Source organism: Shimazuella kribbensis DSM 45090 (assembly GCF_000428065.1).
In the GTDB taxonomy this organism is placed as follows: Bacteria; Bacillota; Bacilli; order Thermoactinomycetales; family Thermoactinomycetaceae; genus Shimazuella; species Shimazuella kribbensis.
This window is the reverse complement of sequence record NZ_ATZF01000006.1, coordinates 81069-100240: the sequence shown is the minus strand read 5'-3', so window position 1 is coordinate 100240 and position 19172 is coordinate 81069. Positions and strand designations below refer to the sequence as shown.

General features: G+C 38.4%; 21 protein-coding genes and 1 pseudogene. 17 read left to right on the top strand and 5 right to left on the bottom strand.

All coding sequences use genetic code 11. The features are described 5' to 3' along the window. Window positions 1–137: 137 nt before the first annotated feature. Window positions 138–653: a hypothetical protein gene (locus tag A3GQ_RS0110825; RefSeq protein ID WP_028777062.1), complete on the top strand. Its 516-nt coding sequence runs from the start codon at window positions 138–140 to the stop codon at window positions 651–653. A gap of 126 nt (window positions 654–779) precedes the next feature. On the opposite strand, the gene A3GQ_RS24115 is transcribed toward A3GQ_RS0110825, so the two are convergent. Beyond that, window positions 780–1181, bottom strand: coding sequence for a Gmad2 immunoglobulin-like domain-containing protein (locus tag A3GQ_RS24115; RefSeq protein WP_051271604.1), 402 nt, complete (start codon window positions 1179–1181; stop codon window positions 780–782). A gap of 1058 nt (window positions 1182–2239) precedes the next feature. On the opposite strand from A3GQ_RS24115, the gene A3GQ_RS0110810 reads away from it, so the two are divergent. Beyond that, complete coding sequence (locus tag A3GQ_RS0110810) at window positions 2240–2893, top strand: cation efflux transmembrane domain-containing protein (RefSeq protein ID WP_342664997.1); 654 nt, start codon at window positions 2240–2242, stop codon at window positions 2891–2893. 187 nt (window positions 2894–3080) lie between these two features. Here A3GQ_RS0110810 and A3GQ_RS0110805 read toward each other — a convergent pair whose 3' ends face one another. After that, window positions 3081–3902, bottom strand: coding sequence for a hypothetical protein (locus A3GQ_RS0110805; RefSeq protein WP_028777060.1), 822 nt, complete (start codon window positions 3900–3902; stop codon window positions 3081–3083). 158 nt (window positions 3903–4060) lie between these two features. Between A3GQ_RS0110805 and A3GQ_RS0110800 the strand changes: the two genes are divergently transcribed. Beyond that, window positions 4061–4831: a putative protein N(5)-glutamine methyltransferase gene (locus tag A3GQ_RS0110800; protein WP_211227724.1), complete on the top strand. Its 771-nt coding sequence runs from the start codon at window positions 4061–4063 to the stop codon at window positions 4829–4831. A gap of 9 nt (window positions 4832–4840) precedes the next feature. Here the strand turns inward: A3GQ_RS0110800 and A3GQ_RS0110795 are convergent, their stop codons facing one another. Beyond that, window positions 4841–5656 (bottom strand): hypothetical protein, encoded by an 816-nt coding sequence (locus tag A3GQ_RS0110795; RefSeq protein ID WP_028777058.1) that lies wholly within the window; start codon window positions 5654–5656, stop codon window positions 4841–4843. 189 nt (window positions 5657–5845) lie between these two features. On the opposite strand from A3GQ_RS0110795, the gene A3GQ_RS0110790 reads away from it, so the two are divergent. From A3GQ_RS0110790 to A3GQ_RS0110775, 3 genes are all read left to right on the top strand, one after another. Further along, a complete protein-coding gene (locus A3GQ_RS0110790; RefSeq protein ID WP_028777057.1) occupies window positions 5846–6499 on the top strand; it encodes a hypothetical protein in 654 nt (217 codons plus the stop codon). A 219-nt stretch (window positions 6500–6718) separates the two neighbouring features. Further along, complete coding sequence (locus A3GQ_RS0110780) at window positions 6719–7204, top strand: hypothetical protein (RefSeq protein ID WP_028777056.1); 486 nt, start codon at window positions 6719–6721, stop codon at window positions 7202–7204. An 89-nt stretch (window positions 7205–7293) separates the two neighbouring features. Continuing rightward, window positions 7294–8025, top strand: coding sequence for a MerR family DNA-binding transcriptional regulator (locus A3GQ_RS0110775; RefSeq protein WP_037464646.1), 732 nt, complete (start codon window positions 7294–7296; stop codon window positions 8023–8025). 14 nt (window positions 8026–8039) lie between these two features. Here the strand turns inward: A3GQ_RS0110775 and A3GQ_RS0110770 are convergent, their stop codons facing one another. Continuing rightward, window positions 8040–9632: a phospho-sugar mutase gene (locus tag A3GQ_RS0110770; RefSeq protein WP_037464643.1), complete on the bottom strand. Its 1593-nt coding sequence runs from the start codon at window positions 9630–9632 to the stop codon at window positions 8040–8042. A 44-nt stretch (window positions 9633–9676) separates the two neighbouring features. Here A3GQ_RS0110770 and A3GQ_RS0110765 point away from each other — a divergent pair, with 44 nt between their 5' ends. The 8 genes and pseudogenes from A3GQ_RS0110765 to cotJC all read left to right on the top strand — a co-directional run. Beyond that, window positions 9677–10147, top strand: a complete 471-nt coding sequence (locus A3GQ_RS0110765) for a nucleoside deaminase (protein WP_028777053.1) — start codon at window positions 9677–9679, stop codon at window positions 10145–10147. A gap of 48 nt (window positions 10148–10195) precedes the next feature. Then, entirely contained in the window at window positions 10196–10828 is a 633-nt protein-coding gene (locus tag A3GQ_RS0110760) for a nitroreductase family protein (protein WP_028777052.1), read from the top strand. A gap of 188 nt (window positions 10829–11016) precedes the next feature. Then, window positions 11017–12225, top strand: a complete 1209-nt coding sequence (locus A3GQ_RS0110755) for an MFS transporter (RefSeq protein WP_028777051.1) — start codon at window positions 11017–11019, stop codon at window positions 12223–12225. A gap of 96 nt (window positions 12226–12321) precedes the next feature. Then, window positions 12322–13524 carry an MFS transporter gene (locus tag A3GQ_RS24110; RefSeq protein ID WP_051271600.1) on the top strand — a complete coding sequence of 401 codons (1203 nt, stop codon included), beginning with the start codon at window positions 12322–12324 and terminating at the stop codon, window positions 13522–13524. 145 nt (window positions 13525–13669) lie between these two features. Then, window positions 13670–13915, top strand: coding sequence for a spore coat associated protein CotJA (locus tag A3GQ_RS0110745; RefSeq protein WP_028777050.1), 246 nt, complete (start codon window positions 13670–13672; stop codon window positions 13913–13915). Then, on the top strand, window positions 13905–14159 hold the full coding sequence (locus A3GQ_RS0110740) for a spore coat protein CotJB (RefSeq protein ID WP_028777049.1): 255 nt from the start codon (window positions 13905–13907) through the stop codon (window positions 14157–14159). The genes A3GQ_RS0110745 and A3GQ_RS0110740 overlap by 11 nt, the downstream gene beginning before the upstream one ends. A gap of 175 nt (window positions 14160–14334) precedes the next feature. Beyond that, a complete protein-coding gene (locus tag A3GQ_RS0110735; protein WP_028777048.1) occupies window positions 14335–14919 on the top strand; it encodes a DUF4309 domain-containing protein in 585 nt (194 codons plus the stop codon). A 270-nt stretch (window positions 14920–15189) separates the two neighbouring features. Continuing rightward, window positions 15190–15420: pseudogene (gene cotJC / locus A3GQ_RS24105) on the top strand (spore coat protein CotJC); the annotation flags it as partial. 101 nt (window positions 15421–15521) lie between these two features. On the opposite strand, the gene A3GQ_RS0110725 reads toward cotJC, so the two are convergent. Then, window positions 15522–17066 carry a recombinase family protein gene (locus A3GQ_RS0110725; RefSeq protein WP_028777047.1) on the bottom strand — a complete coding sequence of 515 codons (1545 nt, stop codon included), beginning with the start codon at window positions 17064–17066 and terminating at the stop codon, window positions 15522–15524. Between the two features lie 471 nt (window positions 17067–17537). Between A3GQ_RS0110725 and A3GQ_RS0110715 the strand changes: the two genes are divergently transcribed. The 3 genes from A3GQ_RS0110715 to A3GQ_RS26950 all read left to right on the top strand — a co-directional run bounded on the left by A3GQ_RS0110715 (window position 17538) and on the right by A3GQ_RS26950 (window position 19157). Beyond that, window positions 17538–17939 carry a hypothetical protein gene (locus tag A3GQ_RS0110715; protein ID WP_028777045.1) on the top strand — a complete coding sequence of 134 codons (402 nt, stop codon included), beginning with the start codon at window positions 17538–17540 and terminating at the stop codon, window positions 17937–17939. A 131-nt stretch (window positions 17940–18070) separates the two neighbouring features. Then, window positions 18071–19051: a protein-L-isoaspartate O-methyltransferase family protein gene (locus A3GQ_RS25680; protein ID WP_051271597.1), complete on the top strand. Its 981-nt coding sequence runs from the start codon at window positions 18071–18073 to the stop codon at window positions 19049–19051. 1 nt (window position 19052) lies between these two features. Further along, entirely contained in the window at window positions 19053–19157 is a 105-nt protein-coding gene (locus tag A3GQ_RS26950; protein WP_211227722.1) for a lasso RiPP family leader peptide-containing protein, read from the top strand. The last annotated feature ends 15 nt before the right edge of the window (window positions 19158–19172 follow it).

Sequence of the window (19172 nt, the reverse complement as noted above, 5' to 3'; positions counted from 1 at the left end):
TTTCTATTATTTAATAGATAGCAAATAGGAAAAATTCTTTATTATCCAGAATTGGATAAAAAGTTAAGTGAACTATTCAAATATAAAGGAAGTTTGTATAATAAAAATTAAGTTCCACCACACCCATTGGAGGAAGCATGTCTTCAGCCGAACTGGAGCAGCGTTCAGCCGAACTTTTCGTGAAGTTCATGTCGCTGTTTCACGCGAGTTATGCCCACATCCCTCTCAACGAAGAGGCCAGCCAAGCTCTCCTGAGGAAGTGCACAGTCGAAGAAGCCGGCGGCAAGCTTCGTGAGAAGGGCTGTTCCGAAGAGCAGATCCACGTCCACCTCGAGCTCTTGTGGCCTGTCGGGGAGTGGTACATGCTCGACGGCGATCACTTCATCACGGTGACGGATGGACGGATCTGGCTGTTGCGGCGGTGGGTTGAATCCCATTACTACGCCAAGCGCTATCCGTACAACCTTTCGTACGGGTGCCCCGACAACCCGGAAACCTATCGGGTGAGGTCTCGCGAGGGGGATGCTCAGGTTCGGGAAGTTCTCCGAGCGTTCATCGAACTCAACGATGCGCTCGTGGACGATCCGCTTCCGGGGCATCCCGAGCGCAAGAAGTGCGGCGATAAGCTGCGGAAGTTCGCAGAGGAGGTGTAAGCCTCCAAAGGGTACAGGCGCACGGAGACCGAGTCTTCGTGCGCCGCCTGATTTATTCGAATGGATAAAAAGAAAAGCTGATCGCCTTATTTAAAAAGCGACCAGCTTTTCTTTATTATCTTAAAACTACTTCAAACTTACTTTTACGTTTCTAAATGCATTGTTCTGATATACTTTCCCTTTGATTTGATCCAAAGGAATTATTAATTTGTTGATTTCACTTCCATCTTCCATGCTTTCCTCAAACAGTTCTAGTGTCAATTTGCTTCCTTTTGTACGAGTGACTTTGATTGTTTCTTTAAAGTCTCCCCATTCAGGTGCACCCATAGACGCTGTGCCATAGCCTTTCACTAGTTCTTTTTTACCTTCTTTTACGCGAAATTGATAAGTAGCTTCCCAAATTCGGGCCTGTCCTGTAACTTGGTAAGTTTGTTGCACTTTTGTTTGTTTTGCTTCTACTAGATTTGGTACAAATACTAGGGCAGCGCTGAGTACCATAGCTAGCACAAAAGATGTAATACGTTTCATCACTATTCCTCCATCATGTTGTAGTGTCATTGCAATTACCATTTTATATAAATGGACCATATTTTTGTGTGAATAATTAAAGAATTTGAATTTTTTCTTACTTTTAGGTTGTTTGAACAAGATAAAACAGAATGTGATAGTAGTTAAACTAAAATAAGATGGTAGAAAGGAAGCACCTCAAGGTCATATGGACCTGAGGTGCTTTTATATAAATAAAATAGATTATAGGCGGTGGGTGTTGACTGGGCTGCGTTCGCAGCCCAGTCAACACGAGGAGGATTACCGTCGGCAGATGACGGCCCGAGCTTCCTGCGCCGCCCGCGGGCCCACGGCCTCCGGACTCAGCAGCGCACGAGCAATGCGCGAATTCCGCACCTGCTCAGGGCGCGTGGTCGTCTGCTCGGGTTCGGCTTCCTGCTTCGGTTGAGCGTTCACTTTGATCCTCCCAGATCAACTAGTTTTACTAGTTCTTGCGTAAACTTATTATACGGCAAATGACAACGATTGTGAATAAGGGGAAATAAATATATTTTTTGTTTTTTTAGAGAATAACAAGGAAAAAATAGAAGAGTTGTAAATTGTATCTTTCTACTGGTTTTTTGATGACGCACGTTTTACTAGAAAAGGTGACATTTCAAGAAAGAGAGAGGTATTCTTAATAAGAATAATTACGTTTTACGTCAAGTGATCTTACTCTTTTTGACATTATAGTAGAGAAAAATTAAACTTAACCGAGAATACAAAACGTAATAACTCTGCTTTGTGGAGTTGGAGCGATAAAGTCTCATTTGGTTTCTGGTAGAGGAGAGAGAAAAAAGTGCCTCCTAGACACAAAAACAAACGAACGTCATTCTGATCGAAACACCTAGTCGGAGAAGGAAATGCATAAGCATTTTGTCGAAACACGAGACCCTCGCCGTAATCGAAAGATTACCGGTATCCTGCTGCTGCTTCTGCTCTTTGGGTTTGTCATCCAATTTGTCGGAAGCCTCTTCGCTGATTCTTCCAGTGTGAGGAGTGACGCTTTTCACATGCTGGTGGATGGTTCGAGCCAGTTGGTGTACTGGTTGGTACTTACCTTGGCCGTATGGGGAATGAAGCCTCCTAAGCGAATCCAAAATCATCCGTCACTGATCCAGTGTTTGCAAAAGGTAGAGGCTTCGACGCTGTGGAGCTTTGGCGATCGAGTCTGTGCTTTGCTCCTGTTTGGTGCAGCTAGTTCCACTCTTTGGACTTCCATTGGGCGCTTGGCTTATCCCGAGGAAGTGCATCTGGAAATTTCCATCCCGATCGTAGTAGTAGGGCTAGTAGTCAATCTAGTCAACCTACTGGTCATCATGGGTAGTCGTTCACAGAAGGACCTCAAAGGCGTTTTGCTCCATGTAAAGGCTGATCTCTATCATTCGATGATTATCCTTCTGGGGCAGTTGTTCGACTGGTGGGTTGGAAGCAACTTTACAATCGCATTCGTCGGATTCGTCGTATTTGTCGACCCCTTGCTTAGTATTTGGTTGGGGTGTTGGATGATGCTCTGGTCCTGGAAAATGTTGAAGAAGTCGATGCAGGGGAAGCAGTGGAAGGTAGGTGGCGTACTGGTACAATTTCCTGTTCATGCGGAAAAGGGGTGTTCCGGCCATGATCATGGGGAGCAGAAAGAAGAGCCTCATCATGCTGAGCAGACTTGCTGCTCACATGGAGAGGATGGGAATTAGAAGCTTCTCTCGTTCGAAAAGTAAATATTTGCGATAGGTAGCATGTTTCCTATCCGATGAGTGTTTCAAAATGGAGTCCTAATCATCACAACAGTGATCGGTTAGGGCTCCACCGCATTTTTATGTAATATGGAGGTTGTTTTTTTGAATGTAGTCCCCCTCCACCAATTACAGTGGAGGGGGAAGGTCAGGCAGCGTTGGTTATAACGCTCGGCTTTTCTAGACCAACTGCTACCAAAAGAACCTCAACCATAGGACGAGTGAGTTTATTTTTGTTCCTATGGATGAAATCCAAAACCCCTTCTTGGGTTGCAGGTACTTTGATTATCTTTGTGATTTCTTTTTCTGTATCCCTTTCCGTAAAGCGTTGGAAATGCTCATCCATTTGTGTACTGGTGAGCTTCAAGTGAACCTCTGGAACCAAGAAGTAGGCTACTTCTGTTTCTGCCAAATACTTGAATGTCCAGTGTTCTACATGCTCAGGGAGAATGCCGACTTCTTCTTCACTCTCATCCATAAAGTTTGCCTCAAGAGGATGAGAGTGAGCAGTGTGTTTCTTGTCCATCGTGCCACCAACAAAATTGATGGACGAACCATTCAATCGGTTGGAATTGATCAGACCGAAGATGAAACATTTTTCTTCAGTCTCTGTAGGTTTGGTCACGAGTAGAACCGGACAAGTAACGAACTTTTCAAAATCGGGTACTACCCTGGTATCGCCCACACTCAACCATCGAGCGACAAGGTGAGCGAAAGTGGTCTCATAGAGCAGAAACTTGATTTTTTTCTTGGCCCAGTCAAACTGGGGCTCTGCACTATAAATCACACCGTTGAATAGGTGAATGCCTTGACTTCGAGCATGCACCCATTTCCACCACCAGTACAACCGTACGATTATCTTCATCCGGCGAGGAAGATCACGTATCTTTCCTACTACCTCAGCATCGCAGTCCATCCCTTCAGGCAATTGATATACCTTTGTGTATGGAGATGGAAGAGATGATTTCATCTTTGTCCTAACTTCCACGTAGATAAGGGAACAGCTAGTATTCTAGCTGTTTTCACTATATCATGACTAGGGGGAGGGAAGGGCGGTTTTTATAAGTTTCAAAAAAAGTATACTCGTACACTTTTATGGTAAAAGGAGAGTATTTTGATTAAATGACTATGGAACAAAAAAACATGATTGTGGAGAAATTACGTGATGCGGGTTGTGTATTTGCAGAAGAAGAAGCCGATATCCTTCTATCGACTGCAAAAAATAATGTTCATCTTATCACTATGGTTGACCAGAGAGTATCTGGTATGCCTCTTGAATATGTAGTTGGCTGGGCAGAGTTTTGTGGGTTGAAAATCCAAATAGATAAAGGAGTTTTTGTACCACGAAAACGCACCGAATTCCTTGTTCAAAAAGCTATTACGCTTGTCCGATCAGGAGCAACAGTGGTTGATTTATGCTGTGGATCAGGAGCTTTAGGTGTCGCAGTATGTTCCACTTTAGAATCGTTTCAATTGTATGCCGCTGATATTGATCGTAATGCGATAATATGTGCACGGCGAAATGTTCAGCCACTTGGGGGTCAAGTATATGAAGGTGATTTATATCATGCTTTACCAGAATATCTTTTCGGACAGGTTGATCTATTGATTGTCAATGCGCCGTATGTACCAACAAACGAGATAGATCTACTACCTTCTGAAGCTCGTATTCATGAGGCGCAAGTAGCACTTGATGGGGGATTGGACGGTTTAGACATTCATCGTAGAGTAGCAAGAGACGCAAGTCATTGGCTCGATAGTGGTGGTCATTTGATCATGGAGACAAGTGAGCAGCAAGCACCTCATGCCAGAGAAATATTTTATCAAAATGGATTGAGTGCACAGGTGATACAATCAGAAGAGTTCGAAGCTAATGTTGTTATTGGTAAGAAGAAATGAACAATAGTGTTATGATCTGTTAAATCTACCAAATATGAATTTGAGCGTGTATAAAATAGCTGCAATGATAACGATCATAAGAAAAATCCATCCCCAAAGAAATTCCCAAAATTGAGGAACATATGAGGTTTGTCCATATATAGCAGCTAATAAAAGGACAATGGGTGTTGGCACATCTGTACCAATGAAAATAGGGTTGCTTTGTCCTAGTTTTAGGTTCCAAACTAATGTTTTTCCGTTGTTGCTCACAATAGAAGCATTTTGCTTTAAAGGTGCAATTGGTAGACTTAAAATGAAACGAAATTTTATACGGTCTAGAAAGTTGCTAATATAGGGTGCATAGGGACCTGCTAAATTGTTAATATTTTTTTGCATGTTTACGTTCGTTTGAAAGAGTAATGAAGTTTTCCAAAAATGAGGATGAATCGTTAATTCTTTCAGGGCCTTTACATTTGGTATACGTTTCTGTGTTGTGGTAGACAGTACTGTTTTTGGTTTGTTTTTATCCATCCATTCAGCTGGAATAGCTGTTTCTATTTCTTTGTTTAATGGTTCTTTCGCTATATTTTTGACAGGCTTTGTTGCAACAAAGCCTACTTTTCCTTTTTCTTGAATCATTTTTGCTTCGTATCCTTTTTTGGAGTAAATCGGAACAATATATTGTACATATCGTTTCGCCGTTGCAGTGGTCAAAATCTTCCATTGGTAGATCCCAGATCCATCTTTATGGATCGTTACATGTAGATCACCTTGGACACAACCGCTTAAAATCATACAGAGAAGGCTAAAAAACATAACGATCAACTTTGATTTGATATGAAACATGCTATGCCAGCTCCTTTTAAGGATACAGTTATATATAGTATAGGAATAAGTAGAGAATTTAGTCCTTTGTTTGTTTAAAAGAAAGCAGAAAAGCATTCCTTAAAGAAAAGAAAATGTCAATGATTGTTCATTATTTAGAATAATAGTAAAATTATGTAGAAAGGGAATTTATCATTCAGGAGGGGTATAGTGAGGTTTTTGGAACTTCCAGCCGACTCGTATGAAAAATATATCGTTAAACTCAATGTGAATCGTGCAAAGAGGGATGAGCCCTCAGAGATGGATCGTTATGTATTTGTGTTTAGCAGGTGTATAGAAGATAGTTCCACTTACGGAAGTGTAATCATGGAGTTGGTGCCAGAAAGAGAAGTGCCTATTTTTCATGATACGCTCACAAATGCCCATAAACGGGAGATCAAGGATGAACATTTTGATGAACTTGCCCTTGATGGAATGAAATCCGTTGACATTGGGTCCTATATTTCGATTATCAAAAGCGTGAGTGATTTCACTACCCATTATATTGCAGTGATAGAAGATGCCGATCGAAAGCAAAAAAAATACTATGGACTTCTATCCAAAAATCGTGGAAATAAAGGTAGGTTGGAGTATCAAAAATATACTTCCTTTGCGCCGAATTTTCATGTAGAAATGTGTGATTATGAAGCCGAACAGAAAAAAATAGATTTAGAAAATAGTGTGAAAAATGTACAAGAACTAGAAGGGTTAGCTGATACGTTTCAAGAAATTGTTTCTGGATTGGAACAGAAGAAAAAACAAGTGGAAAATCAACAAGTGACAGGGGAGTGTCTTAGATCACTCTACCAAGCGGCAGATAGTTAAAAGATTTTTGATAACACAATGGGAAAGAATCTTTACTTGGTTCAAACGAAGATGAACACCTCCTATGAAAAGGGAGGTGTTCATCTTCGTTTATTTGGCCGTTTTGATCGTTTGCATACCACTTTTATTATCTCAGAATTCAATAGAGATGACGTATCCAAAATGTTATATTGATAAGAGAGATTGTTTCACAACGGACTCAGATAGGAAAGGCTGAAGATGTACAGCGATATTTTTGCCGGTGGAAGAATCGGCAATTGTAAGGGACGCCGTGTGACTGCGGGTAGCATTGTGCTCGGCTCTACCGTGGTATTTACGGTAGAACTGACCATCGCAGGAACAAGGTTCAACTCCCAGACCATCGAGATGGGTGTGCATCAGGAGAAGTGGCTTGACACAAGGGTCACCCTGAAGCGAACTTCCGAAGCATCGTGGGTAATCAATCTCGATGGAATGTTCTGTACGCTGGATAAGAAGCGGGAGAATCATCTCGACTTCTATGAATTTCACGCTGTAGAGTCCATCGAGCGTCCCCAGCCGTACGTCTCGCCGCTTTCGATGGGGATGGTGGCGGCGCCGTTTGCCGCCTCGTTGTGGACTGGCGCACTTGCAGATGCAAGTGCGCCGCTGCCTTTTTATGAGTTGGTAGAGACAAGCTCATGGTACCAATTAACTTCAATCGTAAATCCTCTAGCTTTTACATAAAAGGTATAGCCACAAGCGTGTTCAGATGGGTTCACCCTTAAAACATCCTTTTTAAGATGTTGATTAAATCTAATTTTGGTGGGATAGATGTGTACTATAAACCAATAGAAATCGCTAAGGCGCTTGGTGTGAGTACGAGTGCTCTTCGACATTACGAATCATGGGGTATCATTCCAAAACCGGAAAGAGCCGAAAATGGTTATCGTAAATATACGGAAGTTCACTTCGCTTATTTTCGATTTATTCGCGCCACGTTTCCTGCAATAGGTATGGATGTGATTTCCAAAGTATTGAATAGTGTTCAGCAGAAAGACATAGATAGCGCGTTTTGGCTGATCCATGAAATACAAGCGAAATTGAATGAAGAAAAGCAAATAGCCGAGAAAACATTTGCAATTTTACAGACTCCTGACCTATTTCAGAAAATGGATTTAAATGGACTGAAAAATCAAAAATTGACGATTGGACAAGTTGCAGAGTTGGCTCATGTTGCACCATCGGCAATACGGCATTGGGAGAAGAGGGGACTTATTGAGCCTTTGCGAGACGAAGAAAATGGATATCGATTATATACCCGAACCCATCTTCGCCAAATATTATTAATTAGTACATTACGAAATAATGTATATTTGCTTGAACCAATAAAAAAAATCGTCCATTCTTTGGACGACCATAACTTCAAGCATGCTAAAAAAGCTACAGAAGAAGCAATGAATAAACTAAATCATCAAAGCCGAGCTATCATGAAAGGCATATATGAACTATATCGTCTTTGTCAGATAACTGGCCTAATAACAGATAATAACTACAATCCAATGTGAATAAGAATCATGATTTAAAATTGGCATTCAACTAATCTCTTAATTTCCGCTATCTTCTGACTCGTCTGGTTACTATCTTTCCCTACGGTCTCGATATATATTTTAATTTTTGATTCTGTACCGGAAGGTCGAACAGCTATCCAACTACCATCTTGCAAATATACTTTACCAACATCTGCAATAGGAAGAGGATGAAGTCCTGTTCGATAATCTATTTTTTTTATTGCAACCGTTTTGAAAATGTGAAAAAGATGATCAATCACATTTTTTTTCGTTCCTACTGGCAAGGAAACTACTTTATTTTCATGATATCCAAAACTTTGATAAATATTATCCAGTACATGAAGCAATGTTTTTCCCTGTTTTTTATAATGTGCAACGAGGTGGCACAGGTACAAAGATGTTTGAATGCCATCTTTATCCCGAACAAAATCCCCTATGAGGTATCCATAACTCTCTTCAAATCCAAGTAATAGATCTTGGTTTTGTCCGATTTGCTCTGCTATGTATTTAAATCCAGTTAATGTTTCCACAGTATGGATTTGATGGGAATCAGCGATTTTTTTCGTCAAACTTGTACTTACAATCGTGGAGTAAACAGTGCCCTTTCTCTGTTGTTCGACAATTAAATAATGAAGTAATAGAACCCCTATTTGATTACCTGTAAGGTGTAAATAATCATGCTGATAAGGGATCATGATACCAACTCGATCTGCATCAGGGTCAGTAGCCACAATCAGATCAGCATGTATGTTATGGGCTAATTTTTTAGCAAGGATATAAGCATCTGTTTCTTCTGGATTGGGAGAACGAACAGTTGGAAAATCAGGATGTGGGATAGATTGTTCTTTTACAAGATGATAATGGATAAATCCTTCCTTTTCGAGTAAAACAGGTAGTGCTTTTTGTCCTGTACCATGTAAAGGAGTATAAACAATAGTAATAGAGTCATAAGTGGAAGTACATGGTGTAAGTGATTGTACGGCTGAAAAATACGCCTCATCTATTTCCTTTGGCACTTCTTTTATTTTTCCGGATTTTTTTGCATGTGCAAAAGATTGAGTGGGAATGGTAAGAATATCAGGGATAGATGCCATGTGTTGTTCAATGCTTTTTGCAGGGATGGGAAGCAACTGAGCACCATCTTTTCCATATACCTTAAAACCATTGTCTGTTGGCGGATTATGACTAGCAGTGATCATGATTCCCCCAGTAGCCTGAAGCTTTCGAATAGCAAAAGATAATATAGGGGTTGGACAAATATCGTGGTAGAGGTACACATCAACATGATGATAGGCCAATAAGGAAGCTGCTTCTTCTGCAAATAGTCTTGAAAAATGACGATTATCATATGCTATTACAATAGAGTGATTCAAAGAAGATTTAGACAAAGTGGATAGATAACGATAAAATGCTTCTGTTACATGTCTTATCGTAAACCTGTTTAGTTGATGAGGACCTATCCCGATTGTTCCTCGGATACCTGCTGTGCCAAAAGTAAGTTTATTGTTAAACTTTTGTTGTTCTTCAGAGGAGCAGTTTTGCACCTCATTTCTCTCTGTTTCATTCAAAGCAGCAGAATGCAGCCAGTGTGTATAACAACTCACTTCGTATTCCTCCTTAAATTTGTCGTTAAAGTAGGTGAATATCGTTGACACATCATCAGTTTTTACAACAAGCAATCCAGTTGGCAGTGGATAATGTAAAGAACAACCAAGGTGGTCCATTTGGAGCTATTGTAGTAAAGGATGGAGAGGTTATCGGAAGAGGAGTAAATACTGTTACCAACCACCATGACCCCACGGCACATGCTGAAATTCAGGCGATTCGAGATGCTTGTAACTATCTTCAACATTTTCAATTGGACGATTGTATTATTTATACGAGTTGCGAGCCATGTCCCATGTGTTTTGGAGCAATATATTGGGCAAGACCAAAGAAAGTTTATTTTGCATGTACGAAATACGAAGCTGCGGAAGCGGGATTTGACGATCAATTTATTTATGATGAATTGGATCTTCCGTATAATAAGAGACAAATATTTATGGAAAAACTGAATGATGATGAGAAACTAGCTCCTTTTCATACTTGGATGAATGCAATCGAACGTATAGAATATTAAAAGAAGTTCATTTGTGAAGAAAAAAATATAGAAATAGGGTGTGAATGAATGGTGACTTCCACACAGTATGATGTATTGAAAGAAATTATGTTAAGCCGAGGAAGTGTGAAAAAATATGATGCTACTCATGTGATGAAGGAAGAAGAGATTAATGAATTATTGACTTTAGCTTCTTCTGCTCCTTCCTCTTGGAATTTGCAGCAGTGGCGTTATCTGGTCATATCCAAACAAGAGCAAAAACAAAAAATGCTTCCCATCGCATATGGACAGCAACAAGTAGTAGAAGCATCGATTGTAGTGGCAATTTTGGGTGATTTGGAAGCATATCGGACTGCTCATCAAATTTATGGTGAAGCAGTAGAGAGAGGCTTTATGACCCGCGAGTTGAGAGATAATCTTGTATCTCAAATCGAAGGTGCATATGCAGATAAAACAAGAGCTCAAATGGATGCAACGTTAAATTGTGGACTAACTGCGATGCAATTGATGTTAGCAGCAAAATCTATGGGTTATGATACTTGCCCAATGGGTGGGTTTAACCCACAGAAACTAGTGACAGAGTTTGAGGTGCCAGATCGTTATTTTCCTGTTATGCTGGTGTCTGTTGGAAAAGCAGCTCAACCTGCTAGACCAAGCGATCGTCTATCCTTAAATGAGTTAGTAATTAGGGAAACATTTTAGGGATACATAATAAATACCTTTTCTTGCAATGCAAGTGAGGTATTTTTATTTTAATTATTAAAAATTAAAAATATACTTTTTATGATAAATTCTTGCTTTTTTTATAGAATTATTGGATATTTTTGCTTATGATAGAAAAAGGTTTTTGTCACATAGATCGTAGGCACATGCATTGCAGGAGGGATGCTATGCAGTCACCATCGAATCAGTGGTCCATCTATCAATTTCGCGTCCTCGTCTTGCTCATGATAATAGTTGGAGCAACACAAGGCTTTGTATCTCCTTTCCTATCCACGGTGCTGGAACGACAACATGTCTCGCCAAGTGTAAATGGTATAAGTGCCGCTATGTTATATGCAGGCATGTTTTTTTCGATGTTTTTTTGTTCCAAGTTATTAAAATATATTGGATTTCGGAAAACAATCTTAACCGGGATTGTAATCATGATTTCTGCTATTGTGATTTTTCCGTTTACACATGGAACATGGTGGTGGTCTGGTCTTCGTTTTTTGTTGGGAATTGGAGATAATATTACTACTTTTGCAGTTCAACTTTGGGTTGCGTTATATGCAAAAGCAGAGGAGAATGGAAAGCGATTTTCTCAATTTGGATTATCTTATGGTCTTGGATTGGGATTAGGGCCGTTAGGACTAAATTTAGAATTTATTGGATTTTGGATTCCTTTTGCGATCTTAACTATTTTTCTCGTTTTCTTTTTATTTTTTTGCTTTTTTCAAATTCAGAAAGATATTCCAAATTCATCAGAAGACGAAAATCAAAATCTCCCAATGATCCCACCATCCTACAAAACGGTTTATGTTGTAGGTTTTCTGGCGATGTGGTCAGCCTTTATCTATGGATTTATTGAAGTAGCTATCGCGGGTAATTTCCCAGTCTATGGATTGAAAATTGGCCTGTCGAAAGTAGAAATATCATTATTGATAACAGTGTTTATTTGGATGAGCTTACTATTTCAAATTCCTTTGGGAATATTGGGTGATAAGATAGGCCGTCATAAACTGTTAACAGTTCTATGTTTCATTGGTGCTCTGGGGATGTTGATTATCCCGATTATTGGAAATGATCTAGTGGCATTAATTTTCACACTGGGACTTACAGGATCTGCTGTGGGGTCGATGCTAGCGATGAGTTTTGCGTTTTTGAGTGATTTACTGCCTGTGTCCATGTTAGCGAGAGGAAATTTATTGGCTACATCTAACTTTGCAGTTGGAAGTATGATAGGTCCTTATATAGGAGGACTTTTGATGCAACACACTTTGATTGCATCGTTATTTTACTTTCTGTCGATATCGCTTTTCAGTTTTGTTTTTTTTAGTGTTTTAGCTACATTATCAAAAAAGGGAAAAAAAGCAATAAATGACATAAATATGCATTAGCTTTTGCCGCTGTTTCCTTGTTACCATAGAAGACAAAGAACCCTCGTCTATTTGACGGGGGAAGTTCGTGTGTCTATCAATTAGAGGTGAATCCAAGTGAGTATTCGTATTAATGAATGGTCGTCAACGCGTTTTTATTCGTTTCTATTTCTAGTAACTATTTTTGGTATTACACAAGGATTTTTGGTTCCGGTGATTTCTACCATGCTGGAACAAATGCACCTGTCGCCAAGCGTCAATGGTATAAGTGCCGCTATGCTTTATGTAGGCATGTTATTCTCGATGATGTTTTATTCGAAGTTGATTTCTCGATGGGGTTATCGGAACACGATTATTCTTGGGATCGTGATTCTCCTCGCTTCTATGATTCTTTTTTCTTTTACAAAAGGTATATGGTGGTGGTCGATTCTTCGTTTTTTTGTTGGTATAGGCAGTAATATAGCCCTTTTATCTTGCCAAGTATGGGTGATTGCCACAGTTGATCCTGCACACAAAGGTAAACGACTTTCTCAATTTGGATTGATGTATGGGCTCGGCTTTGGACTTGGTCCGTTGGGGATGAATATTTTATCATTTGGCTATTTTGTTCCATTTGTCATCATCATCTCCTTGCTTGTTATCGGATTGATCATTTCACTTCGTCTAACGAAAGGGCATGCGGACTTTGCTGCATCGAATAAAGGCCAAACATCACTGCCGACTTCTTATAAAACTGCATATAAACTGGGCTTTCTTGCGATGATCCCCATGTTGCTTTATGGAATTTTAGAAGTAGCTCTATCTGGTAACTTTCCTGTATACGGTTTAAAATTGGGTTTAACACAAGGGGAAATTTCTCTTCTCATTACAACATTCATTTGGGGAAGTCTTATATTCCAAATGCCTTTGGGAATGTTAGGCGATAAAATCGGGAGGAGAAATTTACTGCGGATATTGTGCTCTTTGGGTGGACTTGGTATGATACTTGTTCCATTGGTAGGAAATCATTTTATTGGTTTGTTTTTGATTCTAGGATTATCAGGTGGATTAGTTGGTTCTTTGTTTTCACTAGGATTAGCTTATATGGATGATATTTTGCCTGCACACCTGTTGCCAAAAGGTAGTGCACTTTGTTCGATCCACTATAGTCTAGGCAGTATCATTGGTCCATACCTAGGAGGATCATTGATGCAATATATGGGGATTAACACATTATTCTATTTCTTAGGATCTACCCTTGTTGGATTTGTTATTTTAACCTTTCTCTTTCGGTCTTACGGTGTAGCGAGGGAAAGAGTAATCGAAACACAAATAAGTTAGGTGTAGGTTGGGCCTCTTGGATTTCCATGCAAGAGGCCATTTTTTTGTCCAATCCATGCTTCTTTGGGAGACATATCAATAAATGTGTATAATTTGTTTTCTACACATAAGATAGGTATAAGATTTTGTCAAAGGAGGAGATGTGTTGAAAAAGGAAAAACACAACCCTTTTAAAGATCAGTATCGAGTATGGTATCCATACCATAGTTCGGATGATCCTTGTCCACCTCTTGCCAAAAAATATGTGGTTCCGCCCAATCAATACTTAGGTTTTCAGCCTCCAAATTTGCCGCAATTTTCGAAACAAGAAGCGTTAATAAAAGGTACATTATGGCCAATTTTCTTTAGTCCCTACCCTCCTAAGAAGAGGAGAGACAAAGATGGATCGTGAAAAGCAAAAAGCATTATTGCGAAAGTTACAAGAAGTTGATTTTGTGTTGGTGGAGTTAAATCTTTATTTGGACACACATCCAAGTGACCCAGATGCACTTGCCCAATTCAATCAATATGCATTGGAACGAGAGGGAATTCGTTCAGAGTATGAAGAAAGATATGGTCCTTTGATGCATTTTGGTCATTCAAGTAATCGATACCCATGTGGATGGAATGAAGGTCCTTGGCCTTGGGAGATATAATGTTTTAAGAATTATCATTTAAATTGAAAAAATTAAACAAATACAAAAAACGATCAATTAATAATTTGATCGTTTTTTAGTGTGAAAAGTTAAGAATATATGATGAAATGGTGAACATATATTCCGTTTACTATTAATATTTGATATATTTATTTATCTATAGGAGGAAATATACATGAAAAAGGGATTTATTTATATTTTAATTGCAATGTTCACCCTCTTTTTAACAGCTTGTTCATCAAATGATTCAAACGTAAACAGTGATTTTAATTCTAGTTCTAACACTGATTTTTCTGATCAAACCAATCAAACCACAAATAATCAATCAAGTGACGATTCGTGGGTCTCAGATCAGCATAAGTACGCAGAACAAAATATGAGTTCAGCACAAAAATTGATCAATGATATCACAAAGGCTTCGGAACAAGGGTATATGTATCCAAATTCTAGTGTTGCTTTAGGAGACACCTCACAAAGTGTAATAAACGCATATGGGAATCCAGAAAGCGGTGATGCGATGAATATGGACTACCCATCGAAAAACATGTCTTTTGATGTGGAAAATGGTACGGTTGTGGCTATCATTAGTAAAGATCCAAAGTTGGAATCCATTACAAAAGATGATGTGACTAGTACCATCGGAAAACCTAGTAATAAAGAATTTGAAGGCGGTAGCGAGTATTACGATTACAATGTTGGAAACTATCTACTATCTTTCGCTTTCGCTGGAGATAATATAGCTTATGTTTATGTAAAATAGCAATGGTAGTGCTTGTGTATGCATTTCTTTCTTCCGTACATTACAAATGGAAAGATTATCTTTATTTTATTATATACGTAACTTGTTATCCCCATTATCTGATAAGAGAATGGGGTTTTTATATTTTAAGGATCCCTCATTCAAGCTTTTAACTAGATGGACGGTTGTTCCATGGCTGATAAAACCCACTGAATCAATGCAAGGTCTGAATGAAATAAGACACCAATGCATACATTTTTGTATTCAATCGAATATAAGGTGGGATATGATTTGTGGATATATGAAAAGAAATTACAATATCCAGTGAAAGTTAGTCAATGTAATCCACATTTAGCAAAGTTATTGATTGAACAATATGGTGGGGCAGATGGGGAATTAGCTGCTGCTCTGAGGTATTTAAATCAGAGGTACACCATACCAGATAAAGTGAAAGGATTGCTCACGGATATTGGGACAGAAGAATTTGCCCATTTAGAAATGATTGCTACGATGGTATATAAATAAACCATATCATTATAGGTACATTTATTATAGCTGAATTAAGCTAAGAATGAAACTAAGAAAGAAACAAATACCTCCCAAATGTAGGAGGTATTTTTAATTTATATTTTCGGATGGATGACAATGGAAAACTCATCGTTCTTTTGATGTTTTTCTTTAGTATAAATACAATGATCAATAATAGTTTTTAACAGCATATTCTTTTCTTTGACGCTTTCCAGTGAAGTGTAGATGTCCAAGATGTTTTCAATTTTAGGGATGATATCCAATTTGGCTTTCGATCTCTCATTTTCAAGCTCTAAATCAATTGAAGTTTGATTAAGAGCCTGATTTAATTCATCTAATCTACTTGCTATTTTTTGTGATCGAGCAATGAATGTGTCTTCATCATAAATGCCACGTTCTAAAAGGTCATGTAATCGATCTTGTTGTTTCCGAAGATCGTTTATTTCAATTTTTAGACTCTTCATTGTTTGTTCGTAGATGTTGGTATTACTATCATTTATTACGTAGTCCTCTGGATTGATCTTTAATTTATAAGATTCTAACCAATCATAAAGCGATTGTAAGATTTTCTTTTCAATATGTTCGAGGCGACTGCTTTTATTACAGTAACCACCACGTCCTTTATTGGTACACACTAAGTGTGGCCATTTATATTTGGATCTGGAGTACGTTAAAGTGATAGATCCACCACAGACCCCACATATAATTAATCCAGCCAAAGGATTTTTAAGGGTAGTTGCCGGCTTCCATCTTGGATTCCTTTTGTTTATTCTAATATCTTGTGCTTTTTGGAATGCTTCATCAGAAATAATGGCTTCATGTTTTCCATCTACTAACATTTTTTCATCTTCTCGTCTATTTCTAGCATCTACTTTTTTTGAAGGATTAGTGGATTTAACCCTTTCAACTGTTTTCCATCTAACTTTTCCAATATAAATTGGATTTTTGATGATTTGAAGGATAACATTATTAGACCATTTCGAGCCAGTATATGATGGAATTCCTAGTTGATTAAGTTTTTTTGCAATATTTGTAGTACCTAATCGCTCATTAGGATCATCACTCGTGTACCATTGAAAGATCATTTTAACGATAGGAGCAGTCTCAGGATCGGGAATAAGAGTTAAATCGCCAGTTTTTTGATAGCCATATGGGGCACGAGCACCAATATAATTACCCTCCTGTACAGAACGAATTCTACCGTTTTCCAGACGGCGTTTGATAATATTGAATTCTTTTCTTGCCATGAACGCTTCAAATTCACTGTACTCTTCATCAAACTGATCATCTAAATCATAGATTTTACGTGGCGTAATAATCTTTGTTTTTGATTTTTTAAACGTTTTCAAAATGAAGCCTTGGTCTTGCATATCACCACGACCTAAGCGATCCATGTCCATACAAAGAACTGCATTATATTGCTGGTTACTAACTTCTTCCATGAGCTTGAGCATTTCAGGTCTATGGATCAGGCTTTCTCCTGAAACGATTTCTTGATAGATCTTAATAATATTTAGTTTTTTATCTTTTGCTACTTGGAGAAGGTTCTTTTTGTGTTTGGCTAAGGTTTCGCCCTCCCCTTTCATTTCTTCTTCCAGATCAGCACGGGACTTTCTCAAATACATTGCAACTCTTTCCATACTTTTTCACTTCCTAAATTTCAAGGCTAGTCCTCCTGCATCTTTTGCATATGTATAGATAGTGAGGTGGTAATATGCAAGAGATGCAGAAAGAAGTTTGCACGGACGGCATTATGTATCACATTGGCAGATCAAACATATTTATTGTTACTCCAGTTATAACTGAAGAAGAAAGGAACTATCGTTTAGAGGAAGTTAAAAGAATATTATTTAATTTATTGTATAATAATAAATCTGCCGGATACAGGTGTGAAGAATAGTATAACAAGAGCAGATCAAAATTAGAATGGTTGCGAAAAATCATGTTTTTGGGTAGGATCGATTCCATTAGCCGTATCGAATTAATACCTAATGAAATTTGCTGCATCCGATATAAGCCAGGAAAAATGAAAACGTTTGTAAAGCTTGAAACTTCAAATAAAAAGATCCTTACCATTCCTTTTACGGAACTTAGTAGTGTTGAATTTTTGAATGGGAAAACGACAATTTCAGGTACTCACTATGACATCTATTCGTAATGAATTGAAGTTGGAAAAAGTAATTGAAATAGCGAATGAACTTGCTGAATACTTTGTTTATCATTGCGGTGAAGGTGATCATTATGTTTCTTTGATTGATAAGCTGAGAGAGTCGAATACTCGATCAACTCTCATTTCATCCATCTATGTATTACTTCGTTATGGTCATATTCACTTAGAACAAAGCATGGAAAAGATGAATCGGCGAAAAATGGAAAGTTTATTTCATTTTATTAAAATAGCAAAAAACGAAGAGGTTTGTCGCTTTCATTCTTCACTCATTACTTTTATTTCTGCTTTTGAACTTGAAAAGATACGCAATCATGAACGTTATTTATTAGAATTGCTCAGCTGATAATCCCGGATTAATTTTCGGAAATATCAAATTAGTTTGATAGATATTCCTATAAAGGCTAGACTATAAATTACCTCAAAGTTAAAAGCTAATGAGATCAGCTTGAAAATAATTTATCATGGAGGTTTTATATGGATATTAAACAAGTAATAAATCAAGTTAATCGAGATGATTATGTTTGGAAAGAAGATGGGGATTTACTTCCTCAGACAACTGCTACAGAAGCAATTGAGAATGGTCTCCGTATGTTACAAGTTCAAAAAGGTCAACGAGTTTTAGAAATTGGTACAGGTTCAGGTTATAGTACAGCATTGTTAGCGAATTTGGTTGGTACGTCTGGTCAGGTAGTTTCAGTTGATATAGATCCTGAACTTACGAAGAGAGCCAATGGAAGACTATCTAATTATCCCCATGTAACATGTGTAACAAGGGATGGAAGAACTGGATATGAGCTAAATGCTCCTTATGACCGCATTATTGCTTGGACTACTCCTGAATACATCCCCAATTCATGGAAGGACCAACTAAAAGAGGATGGGATCATTGTTGCTCCCTTTCGTGTACTGCCCATTGCTGGATGCATGGTTACTGTTCAATTGAAGAACGTCGACGGGAAATTGCAGGGTGGCTTAGTAAGTCAAGAAGGATATATCATGATGACTTCTGAACCTGTTGTTAACTTTTTTGGGCATGAAATACATGCAGATGTGACTGGTACAGGTGATCATCCGTTCTGGGCAAGTTCTGAGTGGATGAAACAATTACATAGTGAAAATTGGAATAAAAAATTTGTACAGGCGTCTCCTGAGTCATCTTCATTTGAAGAAAGTGGTATGGATATTCGTCCTTATTTACTTGGTAAATATCCAGATGGTTTTACCTTTGCTTTTCATCCTGATCATGGATACTTGATCGGATACAGCAGTCCTGAAGGATTCGCACTCCTCTCATACCATTATGAAAACAAATGGATGGTATCTGATAAAAAACATGAAGATGTTCTTAGTAGTTGGTGGAATGATTGGGTGTCAAATGGAAAGCCAAGTTATGACCAATTAAAACCGATCGTTGTAGGTGATCGGATCACAGTTACATTGAGAGGGGGTGAATGACGTGGAATATCAAGCTCCGGAATTGATTGAAATTGGTAGTTTTGAAGAGATGACACTTGGACCTAAATTTTCTGATACTGCTGATGCAAATGCTTATCAAAATTAAAAAAAGGGGCGCTTA